The sequence below is a fragment of the Tritonibacter mobilis F1926 genome (assembly GCF_000376545.2).
GTDB lineage: Bacteria > Pseudomonadota > Alphaproteobacteria > Rhodobacterales > Rhodobacteraceae > Epibacterium > Epibacterium mobile.
In genome coordinates, this window is the sequence record NZ_CP015230.1 from 1,634,568 (window position 1) to 1,650,855 (window position 16,288).

Below are 16,288 nucleotides of genomic sequence, written 5' to 3' on the forward strand. Positions count from 1 at the left end.
CGACTGACAGCCGCGCCTCTTTATGAGACGCGGCTTTTTTTATTGATGACAGCGCCTGAACTCAGGCTGCGGAAATCCCCATGCTGCGCGGTGCATTGCCATCCAGATAGTTCTGGAACGCCCGCTCCATCAGCCTTTCAAAGTCGCGGGTATAGCCTTGGGTATCAAACAGAGGTGAGTTGCCGTGAGACGCGGCCAGACGCATGCGGATATCCGCCAGATAGTCCGGATCCTGCGCGATCCGCAGCGCCACATCATGATACTTCTTCTCGGTCGTGGTCACCAGATCCTCTAGCCCGGCGGCTGTCAGAATGCTGCCTGCAACCCGCGCCGCAAATTGCTCACCGGTTTTGGTGACCAGCGGCAGGCCCGCCCAAAGCGCGTCGCTTGCGGTGGTGTGGGCGTTGACGTTGAAGGTATCCAGAAACAGATCCGCATGTTTCAGACGTGCAAGATGATACTCTGGCTGCATCCGTCCGGTCGGAATGATCCGCGCACCATCAACGCCGCGCGCCTCTGCCTCCTTGCGCAGCCTGTCGATGATATCCGCATTGGAGACATAGTACCAAAGCACGCTGTCCGGCACCTCCTTGAGGAGGTTCATCCAGATGTCGAATTCGCGCGGGGTGACCTTATAGGGGTTGTTGAAGGTGGAGAACACAAAGCTCTCTTCCGGCAGGTCATGGCTCTCGCGGCTGTCATACATCTGCGCGATGTAGCGGCTCTCATCGTTGGGCTGATAGCAGTTCGGCATATAGAGGATGTTTTCGGTGTAATGCTTGCGCAGATGGGACGGGATCGTGATCCGGTCCGCCACCATATAATCCATCGATTTCAGGCCCGAGGTGCCGGGATAGCCCAGATAGGCCACCTGCACTGGCGCCACGCGACTGTTGAACATGTCAAGCCGCCCGCCCTCGGTGAAACCTTTCAGATCAACTGCGATATCCAGACCGTCACGGGTCGCCAGATCCACAATCTGCGCTGTGGTCATATGGCGAATATCATGGAACACGTCTGCGCTCTGACGGGCGCGGTTGTGTTCGTGGTCGCGCATTTTGGAGCCGTAGTCATAAAGATACAGCTCAAACCTTTCGCGGTCGTGGTTCTCCAACAAACCACCCATCAGATGCATGGTCGCGTGGTTGTAATAGTCGTTGGAAAAATACCCGATCCGCAGTTTCTTCCCTGCAGGGCGACCACCGGTGTAAATCGGCGCTTTGACCGGGTTGGTCAGCTTTGCCCGCACCTGAGAGAGGGAGCGCTGTTTCTGGAATTCCCCGTCATCGCACAGGGACAGGAATGCAAAGGGATCCGACAGAACGCGCGTATTATTGAATTGCTTGAGGTAGGTCGGGATCTTTTCAAAACCGTCCCAGCGCGCGCGATGCGCCTTGATGTGCATCATGCGAGAAAGCGCGATGTAGTTTTTAGGGTCAAACTTTACCGCGATTTCAAAATAGTCGATCGCTTCCTCGAATTTTTGCAACCGCATCAAGAGCGTTCCGATCAAGGCGTAATGGCCGCCAAATGTCGGCTCCAGCTTGACCGCTTGCATCAGGCACGACAGCGCGTCCATCAGCCGGGCGCTGTCCTTCATCAGAACCTCACCCAATAGCGCATGCATGCTGGCGTCTTTAGGCTCCAGCGAGATGGCCTGCCGCAGCACTGTTTCTGCCTGCTTGTTCTCGTGCTTCAGGATCAGCGCCCGCGCCTTTTTCAGGAGTTTTTGCGCGGTTTCCTTTGGTTTTTCGTCCTTTGCGCGATTATTGCGCAGCCCGTGCTTCATCTCATAGGCGAATTTCGCACGTTCCTGCGACTTGATGGACTCGGCAAATTTTTCGAACTCTGGAAACTGCGGTTTTGCATTCTGCATCACGGCGAGTTTGCTGGTTTGATTGGGCTGCGACACGAGGATCACGCTCCTTCTCAGACTGTGAATTTGCACCTGTTCCCTGCTGAAACAGTAGTGCGTTTGGTCCAAAGTAGTGGCGCAGAGGTCTTAAAATTTCCCTCAAATCCCGCGTGAATTCGTGGAAAAATTGTGACCGATCCCCTGTAATTTGCGCGGATTGCCGCAACCATGCAGGATCATCTTGCAGTTCCGCATATTGAAGTGCTGCCCCGAGCCGCGTAATAAATAAACAGTTGTTCAATTCTTGTGGCCCGCACTGCGGCCGCACATGAAACGGGGAGGAGAGCCCATGGACTTCGCAATGACAGAAGAGCAGACGGCCATTTTCGATATGGCTTATGGCTTTGGGCAGGAAAACATCGCGCCGTTTGCCCGCCAGTGGGAATCTGAGGGCACCATCCCAAAGGATCTGTGGCCCAAGGTCGGCGAATTGGGCTTTGGCTCCCTTTATGTGAGCGAAGAGACCGGCGGTTCTGGCCTGTCGCGCCTTGATGCAACCTTGGTGTTTGAGGCGCTCTCGATGGCCTGCCCATCGGTGGCAGCCTTTCTGTCGATCCACAACATGTGCGCCAAGATGCTGGATATGTTCGCCAGCGACGAACTGAAAGCGCGCGTCATGCCCGACGTAATGAGCCTCAATACGGTGCTGAGCTACTGCCTCACTGAGCCGGGCTCCGGTTCCGATGCGGCCTCGCTCAAGACCCGCGCCGCCCGCGATAACGAGGGCTATGTGCTGAATGGCACCAAGGCGTTCATCTCCGGCGGCGGCTATTCCGATGCCTATGTCTGCATGGTGCGCACGGGCGAAGACGGCCCCAAGGGCATCTCCACCGTCTATGTCGAGGATGGCACGCCGGGTCTGTCCTTTGGCGGGCTTGAGGACAAGATGGGCTGGAAGAGCCAGCCCACCGCACAGGTCCAATTCGACGACTGCCGCGTCCCTGCAGGCAATCTTGTGGGCGAAGAGGGCCATGGTTTCAAATACGCCATGAAGGGTCTGGATGGCGGGCGACTGAATATCGCGGCCTGCTCGCTCGGCGCCGCACAGGCCGGCCTCAGCGCCACGTTGCAATATATGTCCGAGCGCAAGGCGTTTGGGAAATCCATCGACCAGTTCCAGGGGCTGCAATTTCGCCTCGCGGATATGGAGATCGAACTTCAGGCCGCGCGCACCTTCCTGCGTCAGGCAGCGTGGAAGCTCGATCAGGGCGAACCAGACGCGTCAAAGTTCTGCGCGATGGCCAAGAAATTCGTCACCGAGACGGGCTCCAAAGTGGTGGATCAATGTCTGCAATTGCACGGTGGCTACGGCTACCTTGCGGATTACGGCATCGAGAAACTGGTCCGTGACCTGCGCGTGCACCAGATCCTTGAAGGCACCAATGAGATCATGCGCGTGATCGTCGCCCGTCATATGCTGGCGGAAAACCACTAAGATTTTCAGGGGAGGACAGGCGCGATGAGCGACATCCACATCCGTATCGAAGGCCGCGCGGGGCGGATCACTCTGACCCGCGAAAAAGCCCTGAATGCACTGTCATATGACATGTGCCTTGCCATTGACGACGCACTCAAGGACTGGGCCAAGGACGACACCGTGGCGCTGGTGATGTTCGACGCGGCTGGTGACAAAGCATTCTGCGCAGGCGGCGATATTGCCGAACTCTATGAGACCGGCACCAAGGGCGATTTCGACTATGGCCGCAGGTTCTGGCGGGACGAATACCGCATGAACGCCCGCATCTTTGAGTATCCCAAACCGGTGGTGAGCTTCCTTCAGGGCTTTACCATGGGGGGCGGCGTCGGCATCGGTTGTCACGGCACCCACCGTATCGTTGGCGACAGCTCCAAACTCTCGATGCCGGAATGCGGTATTGGCCTCGTGCCTGACGTGGGCGGCTCACTTTTGCTGTCGCTGGCACCGGGGCGACTGGGCGAATACCTCGGCACCACCGGCCATCGGATGACGGCGGGCGATGCGGTCTATGCGGGCTTTGCGGATTACTACATCCCCGAAGATCACTGGCCCTCGCTAATCTCAGCCCTTGCGGAAACGGGCGATATCGCCGTCCTTGAGGCCGCCGCACAGCAAGCCCCCGAAAGCTCGCTGAAAGCCATGCAGAACGACATCGACGCGACGTTTGCGGGCGAGACCTCAGCCGATATTCTGACCACGCTCAAGACGCGCGATGACGCATTTGCTGCGGAGTGCCTCAAGGTGCTGTTGCGCGGCTCGCCGCTCTCGGTGGCGACGACGGTGGAAATGATCCACCGCCTGCGGTCCTCCACCACAACTATGCGCAGCGCCTTGGATCTGGAGTATCGTTTCACCTATCGTGCGATGGAGAAAGGCGACCTCCTCGAAGGGGTACGGGCGCTGATCATCGACAAGGACAAATCGCCCAAGTGGCAATACACCGATGGCACAGTGCCTGCGGTGGCCGTGAGCCAAATGCTCCAGCCGCTCGGGCGAGACGCGCTGAGTTTTGAAGAGGACTAAACACATGAAAATCGGATTTATCGGACTTGGCAACATGGGCGGCCCGATGGCGGCAAACCTCGCCAAGGCAGGCCATGACGTGACCGGCTTTGATATGGCAGATGTCGCGATCGAAGGCGTCACCATGGCCGAAAGTGCTGCCGAGGCCGCAAGGGGCGCGGATGTGGTCATCACCATGCTGCCCAATGGCGACATCCTGCGCCATGTGGCCTCCGAGATCATCCCCGCCATGGGTGCGGGCGCAGCCTTTGTCGATTGCTCCACCGTGGATGTGGACAGTGCGCGCGCTGTGGCAGATCAGGCGGCGGCAGCTGGCCTGCTCGCGGTTGATGCGCCGGTCTCCGGCGGCATCGGTGGTGCTGCTGGCGGGACATTGACCTTTATGGCGGGTGGCTCTGCGGAGGCCTTCGCGAAGGCTGCGACACTCTTTGATATCATGGGCCAAAAGGCCGTGCATTGCGGCGATGCCGGCGCCGGTCAGGCTGCCAAGATCTGTAACAACATGATCCTCGGCGTCACCATGATTGCCACCTGCGAGGCGTTTGCGTTGGCCGACAAACTGGGCCTTGACCGGCAGAAAATGTTCGATGTGGTCTCGACCTCATCGGGCTACAGCTGGTCGATGAACGCCTATTGCCCGGCCCCCGGCGTCGGACCGCAGTCTCCTGCGGACAATGGCTATCAGCCGGGATTTGCCGCCGATCTGATGCTGAAAGACCTGCGCCTGTCGCAACAGGCCGCAGGCAGCGCCGATGCCGATACGCCGATGGGACAACTGGCCGAAGCCCTCTATACCCAGTTCGTCGACAACGAGGATGGCAAAGGCAAGGATTTCTCCGCTATGCTGCCCCGGTTTGAAAAGCGCGGTCGCGGCTAAGGCCCACCCAACTGGATGAGCGCCACCCGCGTGGCCTCATCCGCTGGAAACATGCACTCGATCCGCAGTTCCGACAGGGCGATATCCTCGACCGTGCCGAACTGCGACATTGCCGAGAAAAACGACAGCACCTGCCCCGCAATCCGATAGCGGGTCGGGATCATCGCGGGCAGCGGCTGCATCGAAAGCACCGCATCCGTCGAGACCCGGGATTTCAGCCGCGCCACATGATCCTCGATCACGCTGTCTCGGCCAAAATGCACAAGCTCACTGCGCAACCGGTGCAAGATCAGCCGCTCCACCTCCTCAAGGTTGGTGATATTTTCGCGCAGCCGGTCGTTCAGAAGCATCGCGTCCAACAGACTGTCACCGACATCCAGTCCCACAGGCGACATAAGCCTCTGTGCCGGTGCGTTTACCTGCTGCAACCGCCAATGACGATCCAGCGCGATTGCCGGATAAGGCGCGTGGCGCTCCAGCATCCACTCCACCGCTGCGCGCACTGGGGCCATCTGCGCATCGCCCAGATCCCGCGCACCATAGATAGGCGCATAACCCGCCGCCGCCAACAGAGCGTTGACCTCCGCCTGCGGCAACTGCAATTCTCGGCTAAGACGCAGAACCATCTCGCGGCTGGGCTGCGCCCGTCCGGTTTCCAGAAACGACACATGTCGCGCCGAGACCTCCGCCGTAAGCGCCAGATCCAGCTGGCTCATCCGGCGCAGTTGTCGCCAGTCCTTCAACTGAGCTCCAAAATCCCCCATGCTCACCTCGGTGTTCTCCCCTGATGGGCCTACAGTTACCTCAGAGGTAATTGAAACACCTCCCTCATTTCCAGAATGCTTTGCGCAATGACGCATCAAAAGGGAAATAACGATGACACCCAAACTTGCCGCGCAACTACTGCGCCTGACCTCTGCGGGCACAGTGCTCTTTGGCCTCATGCTCATGCTGGCCCCGCATAGCCCGCTCAAGCCCGCGGGGTTGGTATTCGTAGATCTCGCGTTCTTGCCGCTGGATCGCACACAAGACATGGATCACGAGGTCGCGCAGTTGATGATGGCGATTTCCGGTGGGCTGCTGTGCGGGCTGGGCGTGCTGGTCTGGTAGATCACCACAAGGCTCTTTTTGCAAAACCCAACCCTCGCGCGCCGGATTTTGATCCCGGCGCTTTTGGCATGGTATCTCCCCGACAGCCTCGGCTCCATGCTCTCTGGGGCCGGGTTCAATGTGGTGATGAACACCGTTTTTCTGGCGATGTTCATGGTGCCATTGCTGCGCAGCGCCCCTGCATCGCCTTCAGACGCACAGTTTAGTCGTCAAAGCTGATATTGCCGCCGCTGGAACTGCGCACCTCACGCTGTGCTGGTTGCCCCTCGACGGAAATATCACCCCCGCTACTGGCATCGCCCTCCAAGCGGGTGGTGGCGGTGACATCCACATCCGCCCCGCTAGAGGCCACAACGCGCACGTCTTGACAGCGCAGATCCTCCAGATCCGCATCAGCACCGCTGCTTGCGGTCACATCCAATTTGCTGCAGCGGCCAGAGATCTCAAGATCCCCACCAGAGCTCGCGTGAACGCGCACCAACTCACTGTCCAGCTGCGACACCTCAAGCTGGCCGCCGCTGTCCACGTTGAACACCACCGTCTGCGCGGCCTTGCCCGACACGCGCGCCAGCGCCGCCGAGTCCACGGTCAATTCCTTCAGCTCGGGCAGATCGACATAGACCCGCAGTTGCCCATCCAATAGCCCCATCATCGGCGACCAGCGCTCAGTGCGCTCAATCTTCAGCGTGTCCCCCTCCTGCTTCACCTGCAGGCGTGCCGTCCCGGATAGCCCCCCGGCCTCTCCGCGCACAGCATAGGCCTCCGCACCGGTGTTCACCGTAAGCTCAATCGCCTCCGAAAGGACAATCCTGTCAAAATCCGTGAATTCAAACTCGGTCACCTCCGCCCGCGCTGCAGTTCCAGCAGCAAGAATGACAGCAGCAAGACCCAAGCCCCGTGCAGAAATCGCTCGCACTCCCATGACAATACCCTCAATGTTAAAACGCTTTACTTAATTGAGGTGCGGATCACAGCTATTCAAGAGATGCGGGATAAATCTCTCACGCCCCGTCCCTCTTCTAACGCCAAATATCCCGGGGAGCGCGAGGGGCAGCGCCCCTCGCCCTTTGGCCCTTACTCGGCCGCGACCTTCTTGCGCGCCTTGGCCGCCAGCATCGGTTTCAAATAATGCCCAGTATGGCTGCGCGGCTCTTCAGCCACTTGCTCTGGGGTGCCCGATGCCACGATCTCACCGCCGCCATCACCGCCTTCGGGACCAATATCGATCAACCAGTCGGCGGTCTTGATGACGTCAAGGTTGTGCTCGATCACCACCACAGAATTTCCCTGCTCCACCAGTTCATGCAGCACTTCCAACAGTTTGCGCACATCCTCGAAATGCAGACCCGTGGTCGGCTCATCAAGAATATAGAGCGTCCGACCGGTGGAGCGCTTCGCCAACTCCTTGGACAGCTTCACCCGCTGCGCCTCACCGCCCGAGAGCGTCGTCGCCTGCTGGCCCACCTTGATATAGCCAAGACCCACCCGCATCAGCGCGTCCATCTTGTCGCGGATCGTCGGCACGGCGGCAAAGAACTCCTGCGCGTCTTCCACCGTCATATCCAGCACGTCGGCAATGCTCTTGCCCTTGAACTTGATCTCCAGCGTCTCGCGGTTGTAGCGCGCGCCGTTGCAGGTCTCACAGGTGACATAGACGTCGGGCAGGAAATGCATCTCGACCTTCAGCACCCCGTCCCCCTGACAGGCCTCGCAGCGCCCGCCCTTCACATTAAAGGAGAACCGCCCCGGTTTATACCCGCGCGCCTTGGCTTCGGGCAGACCGGCAAACCAGTCACGGATCGGTGTGAACGCCCCGGTATAGGTCGCAGGGTTCGAACGTGGTGTACGCCCGATGGGGCGCTGGTCGATGTCGATCACCTTGTCCAGATGCTCCAGCCCCTTGATGGTCTCGCAAGGCGCAGGCGTCTGGCGCGCACCGTTGAGGCGCATGGAGGCGGTCTTGAACAGCGTCTCGATGGTCAGGGTCGATTTGCCGCCCCCCGACACGCCGGTGACGCAGACAAATTTCCCCAGCGGGAATTCGGCGGTGACGTTTTTCAGATTGTTGCCGGTGGCCTTCACCACCTTGATCTTCTTCTTGTTGCCCTTGCGCCGGGTGGCGGGCACCGCAATTTCGCGCGTTCCGGCCAGATACTGCCCGGTCACAGACCCCGCATCGCCCTCAACGGCGGCGGGCGTGCCGTGGCTGACGACCTGGCCGCCATGCACCCCGGCACCGGGACCAATATCAAAGACGTAATCGGCCTGACGGATCATATCCTCGTCATGTTCGACCACGATGACGGTATTGCCCTGATCGCGCAGGTTCTTGAGCGTGGTGATCAGCCGGTCATTGTCACGCTGGTGCAGACCGATTGAAGGCTCATCCAGCACATATAGCACCCCCGTCAGACCAGAGCCGATCTGGCTCGCCAGACGAATGCGCTGGCTTTCCCCGCCCGAGAGCGTGCCCGCGTTGCGCGAGAGGGTCAGATACTCCAGCCCGACATTGTTGAGGAAGCCAAGACGCTCGCGGATTTCCTTGACGATGGCGCGGGCGATCTCTTGTTTTTGCGCGGTGAGGTGGCTCGGCACCTCTTCGATCCATGCCAGCGCCTCGCGGATGGATTTCTCCACCACCTGCCCCACGTGCAGACGATGCTCGGCGGGGCCTCCCGCCGGGCCGATTTTCACCGCCAGCGCCTCTTCGCGCAAACGATAACCGCCGCAATGGCCGCAATCACGGTTGTTCTGGTAGCGCTCGAACTCCTCGCGCACCCAGTTGGAATCCGTCTCGCGGTAGCGGCGTTCCATATTGGGGATCACGCCCTCAAAGACGCGGGTCACATTGTAGACGCGCCCCCCCTCGTCGTAGCGAAAGGCGATTTCCTCATCGCCGGAGCCATGCAGGAACACCTGTTTCACATGCGCGGGCAGATCCTTCCACGGCGTGTTCTTGTCGAACTCATAGTGGTTGGCGATGGCCTCGATGGTCTGCAGGAAATAGGGCGATTTGCCCTTGCGCCAGGGCGCCAGCGCCCCGTCATAGACCTTGAGGCTCTGATCCGGCACCACGAGGCGTTCGTCAAAGAACAGCTCCACGCCCAGACCGTCACAATGGGGACACGCCCCAAAGGGCGCGTTAAAGGAAAACAGCCGTGGCTCGATCTCGGGGATGGTGAAACCACTGACGGGACAGGCGAAATTCTCGGAAAAGGTAATCCGCTCCGGGTCGCCCTCACGCGGGGCGGTCTCCAGAATGGCAATCCCGTCCGCCAGATCCAGCGCGGTGCGCAAGCTGTCCGCCAGCCGGGTCTCGATGCCTTCTTTTACAACCAGCCGGTCCACCACCACGTCAATGTCATGGCGGAACTTTTTGTCGAGCGTGGGCGGCGTATCAAGGTCGTGGAATTCCCCATCCACCTTGACGCGCTGGAACCCCTGCTTCCTCAGTTCCAGCATCTCTTTTTTGTACTCGCCCTTGCGGTCGCGCACGATGGGCGCCAGCAGATAGCCGCGCGTGCCCTCTTCCAGCGTCATGATCCGGTCGACCATATCCTGCACCTGCTGCGCCTCGATGGGCTGGCCGGTGGCGGGGCTGTAGGGCGTGCCCGCGCGGGCAAACAACAGTCGCAGATAGTCGTAAATCTCGGTGACGGTGCCGACGGTGGAGCGCGGGTTTTTCGAGGTGGTCTTCTGCTCGATGGAGATCGCAGGCGAAAGGCCCGAGATATGATCCACATCCGGCTTTTCCATCATATCGAGGAACTGGCGCGCATAGGCGCTGAGGGATTCAACGTAGCGGCGCTGCCCCTCGGCATAGATGGTGTCAAACGCAAGGCTCGATTTGCCCGATCCCGACAGGCCGGTAATCACCACCAACTCATCACGCGGAATGTCCACGTCGATGTTCTTGAGATTGTGCTCGCGCGCGCCGCGCACCTCGATATTCTTCAACTCAGCCATATCGCCCCCAAACTTTGCAATACACATAGGTGAGCTGCCCCGAGTCTCCAAGAGAAAATGCGGAACAGACAGGGAACGGTGCGCGCTGTGCTGTCAGAAACTGTCAGCGGCCCAGCGGCGGCGCTGAGAAGCGAGGCTTTGATGCACCACCGCGCCACAGAAAAGCAGCAGTGCCACCGTCAGCATCAATGCGCCATAGCCCCCAAATGCGATCACCGCGACAAACAGCGGCGTGCCGATGGCATTGCCCAGATTGCCCGCCTGCGCCATGGCGCCATTGGCTTCTGATTGCGCGGCGGCGATGTCATTGAGCTGCGGCACGGCGGCAAAGCTTGCGCCCTGCACCAGCCCGAACCCCGCCGCAAGCGCCATACAGGCCAGCCAATGCCCCGGCATGGCCCAAAGCCACAGCATCGCCGCCGCGCCAATCAGGAACCCCATCTGCACCACCGTCACACCGGGTATCTGCCGCAGCAGCAGTGCGCCGATTGTCATCGACACCGCAATGGACACCAGCGGCATCGCCCCCATCACATGCGGGCGGATGCTCTCGTCGAGAAAAGGCGGCAGCACCGTCAGCACCGCAACAAAACAGCAGGTGTAGAACAGCCACCCCGCCGCGGGTGCGAGTTTGTAGGGGGACCGGTAGATGCTCAGATGCAAGGCGGGCAAGGCGGCGAGGTCCGGATAGCGCGTGCGGGCAGGCACCGGCACATCTCGCAGCGCCACATGCAGGATCACCGCAAGCACAGCCATGATCGCCGCATGCACGCCAAACAGCGCCAGCACGCCATAGGCATCGACCAGCGGCAGCCCGGCCCAGCTCAGGATCGCAAAGGCCACACCAAAAAAGGTGCTCCAGATCGTCAGCGCCAATCCGCGCGCCGGGCCGCTTGCCAGGATCGCCATCAGTGTCGGCGCGGCGACCACCACACCGAGATGCGAGATCCCCTCTACCACCCGCGTTAGCAGGAACAGGCCGAAGGGCAGATGCAGCGCCTGCAGGGCCGACATGACCGCGCCAAGCGCCAGCGCGCAGACCAGTGTGCGCCGATACCCAAAGGCCGAGACAAACAGCCCCGCCACCACGCCAAAGACGATCCCCAGCACTCCGACCAGCGACACGGTCCAGCCCATCGCCGCGCCAACACCGGGATAGAGCGCGGGCAGCCGGTCAAAGATCACCGCGATCTTGCCGTATTGCGCCGCAGCCCCCAGACCCGCCGCCCAGATCAGCAGCACCATGACCCAGTTTGTCCCACGCTCCTGCTGCTGCATCCGACTGCTCTCATACCACTGAAAATCAGCCGCCACCCTATGCCTGCGCTCTTCGGGACGCCAGATGACATGGCAGCTATTTTGTACCCACACAAACCGCACCAAAAAAGGCCGGGCGAAACACCCGGCCTTTGAAAACATCCCAAGATGCGCAGATCAGAGGTGGATCACCCGGTCAAAGGCATCCAGCACACTTTCATGCATCATCTCCGATAGGGTCGGATGCGGGAAGACGGTATTCATCAGGTCCTCTTCGGTGGTCTCCAGCTGGCGACCAACCACATAGCCCTGGATCAGCTCGGTGACTTCCGCGCCCACCATATGCGCGCCCAACAGCTCGCCGGTTTTCTCGTCAAAGATGGTCTTGATCAGACCCTCCGGCTCGCCCAAGGCAATGGCTTTGCCGTTGCCGATGAAGGGAAAGCGGCCGACCTTGATCTTGTAGCCCAGCTCCTTGGCCTTGGCTTCTGTGTAGCCGACCGAGGCCACCTGCGGCTGGCAATAGGTGCAGCCCGCGATGCTTTCTGGTTTCACCGGATGGGCGTGTTTGCCAGCGATCAGTTCGGCCACCATCACGCCCTCATGAGAGGCCTTATGCGCCAGCCAAGGCGCGCCGGCGATATCGCCAATGGCATAGACGCCGTCGATGCCGGTGCGGCAGAACTCATCCGTGATGACATGGGTGCGGTCGATCTTGACGCCCAGCTCTTCGAGGCCGAGGCCTTCGGTATTGCCGACGATGCCGACCGCAGAAATCACCGTGTCAAACTCGTGTTTCTCGACCTTGCCACCCACTTCGATATGGGCGGTGACCTTGCCGGAGGCGCGATCGAGCTTCTTGACCATCGCCTTTTGCATGATCTTCATGCCTTGTTTCTCGAACGCCTTCTTGGCGAATTTCGAGATTTCCTCGTCCTCCACCGGCAAGACGCGATCCATCACCTCGACCACGGTCGTGTCCGACCCCAAGGTGTTGTAGAAGCTGGCAAATTCGATCCCGATCGCGCCGGAACCGATGACCAGCAGCTTTTTCGGCATGCGTTTGGGGTCGAGTGCGTGCTTATAGGTCCAGACCAGATCGCCATCGGCCTCCAGCCCGGGCAGTTCCCGCGCCCGCGCGCCGGTGGCGACGATGATGTTCTTGCCGGTCAGCTCTTCGGTGCCCTTGTCGGTCTTGACCGAGACCTTGCCCTTGGCTGGAATCGTTGCCGCGCCCATCACGACGTCGATCTTGTGCTTTTTCAGCAGACCTTTGACGCCCGCCGAGAGCTGCTTGGCCACGCCGCGCGAGCGTTTCACCACCGCGTTCAGGTCGTAGCCGATGTTGTCGGCCTTGAGGCCAAAATCCTTGGCCCGCTCCATCAGGTGGAACACCTCTGACGACCGCAACAGCGCCTTGGTGGGGATACAGCCCCAGTTCAGGCAGATGCCGCCCAGGTGTTCGCGCTCGACCACGCAGGTCTTCAGACCGAGCTGCGCGGCCCGGATTGCGGCGACATAGCCACCGGGGCCTGCGCCGATTACGATCACGTCATAGGATGCTGCGGCCATTGTGTTCCCTCATGAACAAAGATCCAAAACTAGTTTACCGTTAAACTAATTTCCTCGATGCCGCAACTGTCGAAGCAGAGCAGATACCAGTCCGGCCTCAGACTGCGGCGTCACATCATGCGACCCTAACAAGCAACACTGCGGGTTCAACCAAAAATCCGACTTCGCGCCGCCAACCGATGCGCCCACCTATTCTGGAAAAACCTGCGTCAGCGCATCCGAGCGGAGCAGCGCATTCACCGTGATGATCTTTTGCGCCGCAACCAAAGACCCGCATTGCGCGCTTGCACAGTCCTGCGACGCATGCGCGGCTGTCAGCACCCTGTCACCCAGTTCAGTGTCGGCAGCAGCAAGACTGGCAAGCGTGACAGGCTCTGCCAGTTTCACCCCGGCTGACATCGCGGCCTCGTAAATCAGTTCTGCGCTGTAATAGGCGTCATTGCCGAGCTGAAACTGAACATCAAAGGGCGCACCAAACGCCACATTCAGTGCATACCGGGCCAGCGGTCCCTGTAATTGCTGGCCATCCTCAAGCGTGCTGGACAGGCTTTCAATACGATAGACCGCATAGTCCTCTGGTGTCAGCTCTTCGACAAAGCGGTATAGCATGACCTCCGTCACGCCCTCCGCCTCGTCAACATAAACCACCCGCGGCCCGCCACTGGAGGCACGCAATATCCCGACCGTCGCCCATGGTGAGTCCGACGCATGTTTGAGCACATCATCCGCGTCATTCAGGCCATTTCGAAAAATCAGATCGCCCGGCCGCCAGTCCCATTCTGCCTCCGCCATGAGCCTTGCCCAATCTGGCTCATCCGACATCGCCGCTGAGGCCAGAGACAAGGCTCCCGCGACAATCATCCCGTGCAATTTCATCGCGCGTCCACCTCTCACCTCCGGCAGAGAATTGCACAGGCTTGCGGATTTCGGACAATCTTTTCGCTGCTCTTTCACGGCATGGCAGCTTCTCGCCCATGCAAACGCAAAAGCCCCGCCGGATGGAAGGGCGGGGCTTTATAATGCTTCGGGATCAATCAGGTTCAGGCGATGGCCTGCAACTCCCGCACGGTGGAGCCATAGCCACCGGCGCTGACGTAATCCAGTTCCGGCGCGGTGCTGTGGCGGTGCAACGCCTCGTTGCGATAGGGAAAGCGGCCAAACAGGCGGATTACCTCGCGGTGCGCCCGCGCGTGCAGCAGGTTCTGCGCGCCGGTCTTGTCGAGCCGCTCGTGGATCAGACGCACACAGCGTTCCTGATCGCAAAGGCTCTCGGAATGCATCATCGGCAGATAGAAGAACTGCCGTGCAGGTTCATCGATTTTCAGATCCCATTTGCGATCCACAGCCGCCTTGGCCACCGCAAGCGCAATATGGTCGGATGCGAAGGCCTTTGCTTCACCACGGAACATATTGCGCGGGAACTGGTCCAGTAGAATGATATAGGCCAATGTGCCACTGGGATAGGTCAGCCACAGCGAGTAGCTCCCCTCGCAGGCATTGCGCCATGCCTGTTCAAACCGCTTTCGGATCTCTGCGTCCAGCGCATCATCTTGGCGATACCAGCCTTCTTCTCCGACCTCATCGAGCCAGAATTCCAGTATCTCTTCAGGGGCTGCCATTGGTCTTTCTCCACCGGCTGTAAAACTATCGTGACACCCCATGATGAGCCTGATTCACGGGTCGAGTACAAGTGACGTTAAGTTACAAAAAAGGCCACCTCCGTCACTTTTGTGAAGAGATGGCCAATTTTTCAGCGTGTTGGCGCTATCAGCCTGTGACAGCGGCGTTTTCTTGCTCTTCGAGTTCCGTCTCGATGGCATATTCCTGCGCCACTTCAACCGCTACAGACGTAGAGGACGGGCTCATGGCGGGCATAACGCCGGTCTCTTCGACGGGAATGGTCGAACGCTGCGTTGCGCGATATCCGGCGTAGGCGACCAAGACCCCCAAGAGCACGGCCATAAACAGGAAGAAGCCGTTGGGGCCAAAGATATCGTCTGACATCAGCCAACCGATGATCACCGGACCGCTACAGGCCCCCAGCCCGTTGATGAAGATCAAACCGCCCGAGGCCGAGGCCATATCGTCATGATCGAGGAAGTCATTGGTATGTGCCAGAAGCAGCGAGTAGAGCGGATTGATCAGCCCGCCGATGGTAAAGGCGGCAATCAGCAGCAATATAAAAGAACCGCTCAGCATCATCGCCATCACCGAGGTCACCCCGGCAATCCCGGCCACAAACATAATCAGCACACGCCGATCCATCCGGTCCGACAAAAATCCGAGCGGAAACTGCATGAACAAGGCGCCGACATAAAAGCTCGCGGCAAAAAGCGAGACCTGATGTAGTTTCAGCCCGGCCTCGGTGGCGTAAACCGCCGACATACCAAACTGCGCCGAGAACACGCCGCCGATCAGGAACATCCCCACACAGCCCAGAGGGGACGCCTGCATCAGCTCGCGCAGGGTCATCCGCTTGGCGGTGTCAAAGGCGGGGGTTGGTGAAATCGACAGCAAAATCGGCGCAAAAGAGATCGAAACCGCGATAGAGGCAATCACGAAAGGCAGATACCCCGCCGGATCACCGATCAGGATAAAGCCCTGCGCGGCCACCAGCCCCAGCGTCATCACGATCATATAGAGCGACAGCGCCTTACCGCGGTTTTCATTGTCAGCCGCATTATTGAGCCAGCTCTCCGCCGTCACATACACGCCCGAGAAACAGAACCCGACGATCAGACGGCCCAGCATCCAGATATAGGGGTTCGGCAGTGCTGGATAGATCACCATCACCGCCGAAATCAATGAGGCCAGTGCCGCAAAGACCCGCACATGGCCCACACGCCGGATCATCCCCGGTGCCACCCATGACCCCAGCAGCAGACCAACAAAATAGGTGGACATCACCAGTGACATTGTCAGGGTTGAATAGCCCTCAATGCCACCGCGCACGCCCAAGAGCGTCCCCTGCAGGCCGTTGCCCAGCATCAAAAGGCCAATCCCCAAGAGGAGCGCCCAGGCGCTCGACAGAACTTGCAGCATCTCGTCTCTTCTCCTTCGGTCCGAGTCAGGAGCCCGCGGGCCTTATGCC

The 16,288-nt window shown here is 59.8% G+C and carries 14 protein-coding genes; 5 read left to right on the forward strand and 9 right to left on the reverse strand.

What is annotated here, in order from left to right; genetic code table 11:
• Window positions 1–61 precede the first annotated feature (61 nt).
• On the reverse strand, window positions 62–1,912 hold the full coding sequence (locus K529_RS07865) for an O-linked N-acetylglucosamine transferase, SPINDLY family protein (protein ID WP_052032027.1): 1,851 nt from the start codon (window positions 1,910–1,912) through the stop codon (window positions 62–64).
• A 292-nt stretch (window positions 1,913–2,204) separates the two neighbouring features.
• On the opposite strand from K529_RS07865, the gene K529_RS07870 reads away from it, so the two are divergent.
• The 3 genes from K529_RS07870 to mmsB are packed head-to-tail and all read left to right on the forward strand — an operon-like array spanning window position 2,205 to window position 5,292.
• Window positions 2,205–3,350: an acyl-CoA dehydrogenase family protein gene (locus K529_RS07870; protein ID WP_005635344.1), complete on the forward strand. Its 1,146-nt coding sequence runs from the start codon at window positions 2,205–2,207 to the stop codon at window positions 3,348–3,350.
• A 24-nt stretch (window positions 3,351–3,374) separates the two neighbouring features.
• Window positions 3,375–4,415 carry an enoyl-CoA hydratase/isomerase family protein gene (locus tag K529_RS07875; protein WP_005635342.1) on the forward strand — a complete coding sequence of 347 codons (1,041 nt, stop codon included), beginning with the start codon at window positions 3,375–3,377 and terminating at the stop codon, window positions 4,413–4,415.
• 4 nt (window positions 4,416–4,419) lie between these two features.
• Window positions 4,420–5,292 (forward strand): 3-hydroxyisobutyrate dehydrogenase, encoded by an 873-nt coding sequence (mmsB, locus tag K529_RS07880; protein ID WP_046002141.1) that lies wholly within the window; start codon window positions 4,420–4,422, stop codon window positions 5,290–5,292.
• Here mmsB and K529_RS07885 read toward each other — a convergent pair.
• Window positions 5,289–6,056, reverse strand: a complete 768-nt coding sequence (locus K529_RS07885; RefSeq protein WP_040643680.1) for a helix-turn-helix domain-containing protein — start codon at window positions 6,054–6,056, stop codon at window positions 5,289–5,291. The genes mmsB and K529_RS07885 overlap by 4 nt on opposite strands.
• Window positions 6,057–6,168: 112 nt before the next feature.
• On the opposite strand from K529_RS07885, the gene K529_RS23800 reads away from it, so the two are divergent.
• A complete protein-coding gene (locus K529_RS23800; protein WP_005666193.1) occupies window positions 6,169–6,402 on the forward strand; it encodes a hypothetical protein in 234 nt (77 codons plus the stop codon).
• An 18-nt stretch (window positions 6,403–6,420) separates the two neighbouring features.
• A complete protein-coding gene (locus K529_RS23805) occupies window positions 6,421–6,621 on the forward strand; it encodes a hypothetical protein (protein WP_005666192.1) in 201 nt (66 codons plus the stop codon).
• Here the strand turns inward: K529_RS23805 and K529_RS07895 are convergent.
• The 7 genes from K529_RS07895 to K529_RS07925 form a co-directional block, all read right to left on the reverse strand.
• Window positions 6,605–7,324 (reverse strand): GIN domain-containing protein, encoded by a 720-nt coding sequence (locus tag K529_RS07895; RefSeq protein ID WP_005666190.1) that lies wholly within the window; start codon window positions 7,322–7,324, stop codon window positions 6,605–6,607. The two genes, K529_RS23805 and K529_RS07895, sit on opposite strands and share 17 nt — an antisense overlap.
• 152 nt (window positions 7,325–7,476) lie before the next feature.
• Window positions 7,477–10,368 (reverse strand): excinuclease ABC subunit UvrA, encoded by a 2,892-nt coding sequence (gene uvrA, locus K529_RS07900; protein WP_046002188.1) that lies wholly within the window; start codon window positions 10,366–10,368, stop codon window positions 7,477–7,479.
• Between the two features lie 93 nt (window positions 10,369–10,461).
• Entirely contained in the window at window positions 10,462–11,646 is a 1,185-nt protein-coding gene (locus tag K529_RS07905; RefSeq protein WP_052699521.1) for an MFS transporter, read from the reverse strand.
• A 156-nt stretch (window positions 11,647–11,802) separates the two neighbouring features.
• The gene (gene lpdA / locus K529_RS07910; RefSeq protein ID WP_005658657.1) at window positions 11,803–13,197 is read right to left on the reverse strand and encodes a dihydrolipoyl dehydrogenase; all 1,395 of its coding nucleotides are present in this window, start codon (window positions 13,195–13,197) and stop codon (window positions 11,803–11,805) included.
• Between the two features lie 189 nt (window positions 13,198–13,386).
• A complete protein-coding gene (locus K529_RS07915) occupies window positions 13,387–14,073 on the reverse strand; it encodes a YiiX/YebB-like N1pC/P60 family cysteine hydrolase (protein WP_005658660.1) in 687 nt (228 codons plus the stop codon).
• A gap of 164 nt (window positions 14,074–14,237) precedes the next feature.
• A complete protein-coding gene (locus K529_RS07920; protein ID WP_005658662.1) occupies window positions 14,238–14,816 on the reverse strand; it encodes a DUF924 family protein in 579 nt (192 codons plus the stop codon).
• 148 nt (window positions 14,817–14,964) lie between these two features.
• Window positions 14,965–16,239 carry an MFS transporter gene (locus K529_RS07925; protein ID WP_005658664.1) on the reverse strand — a complete coding sequence of 425 codons (1,275 nt, stop codon included), beginning with the start codon at window positions 16,237–16,239 and terminating at the stop codon, window positions 14,965–14,967.
• Window positions 16,240–16,288 lie beyond the last annotated feature (49 nt).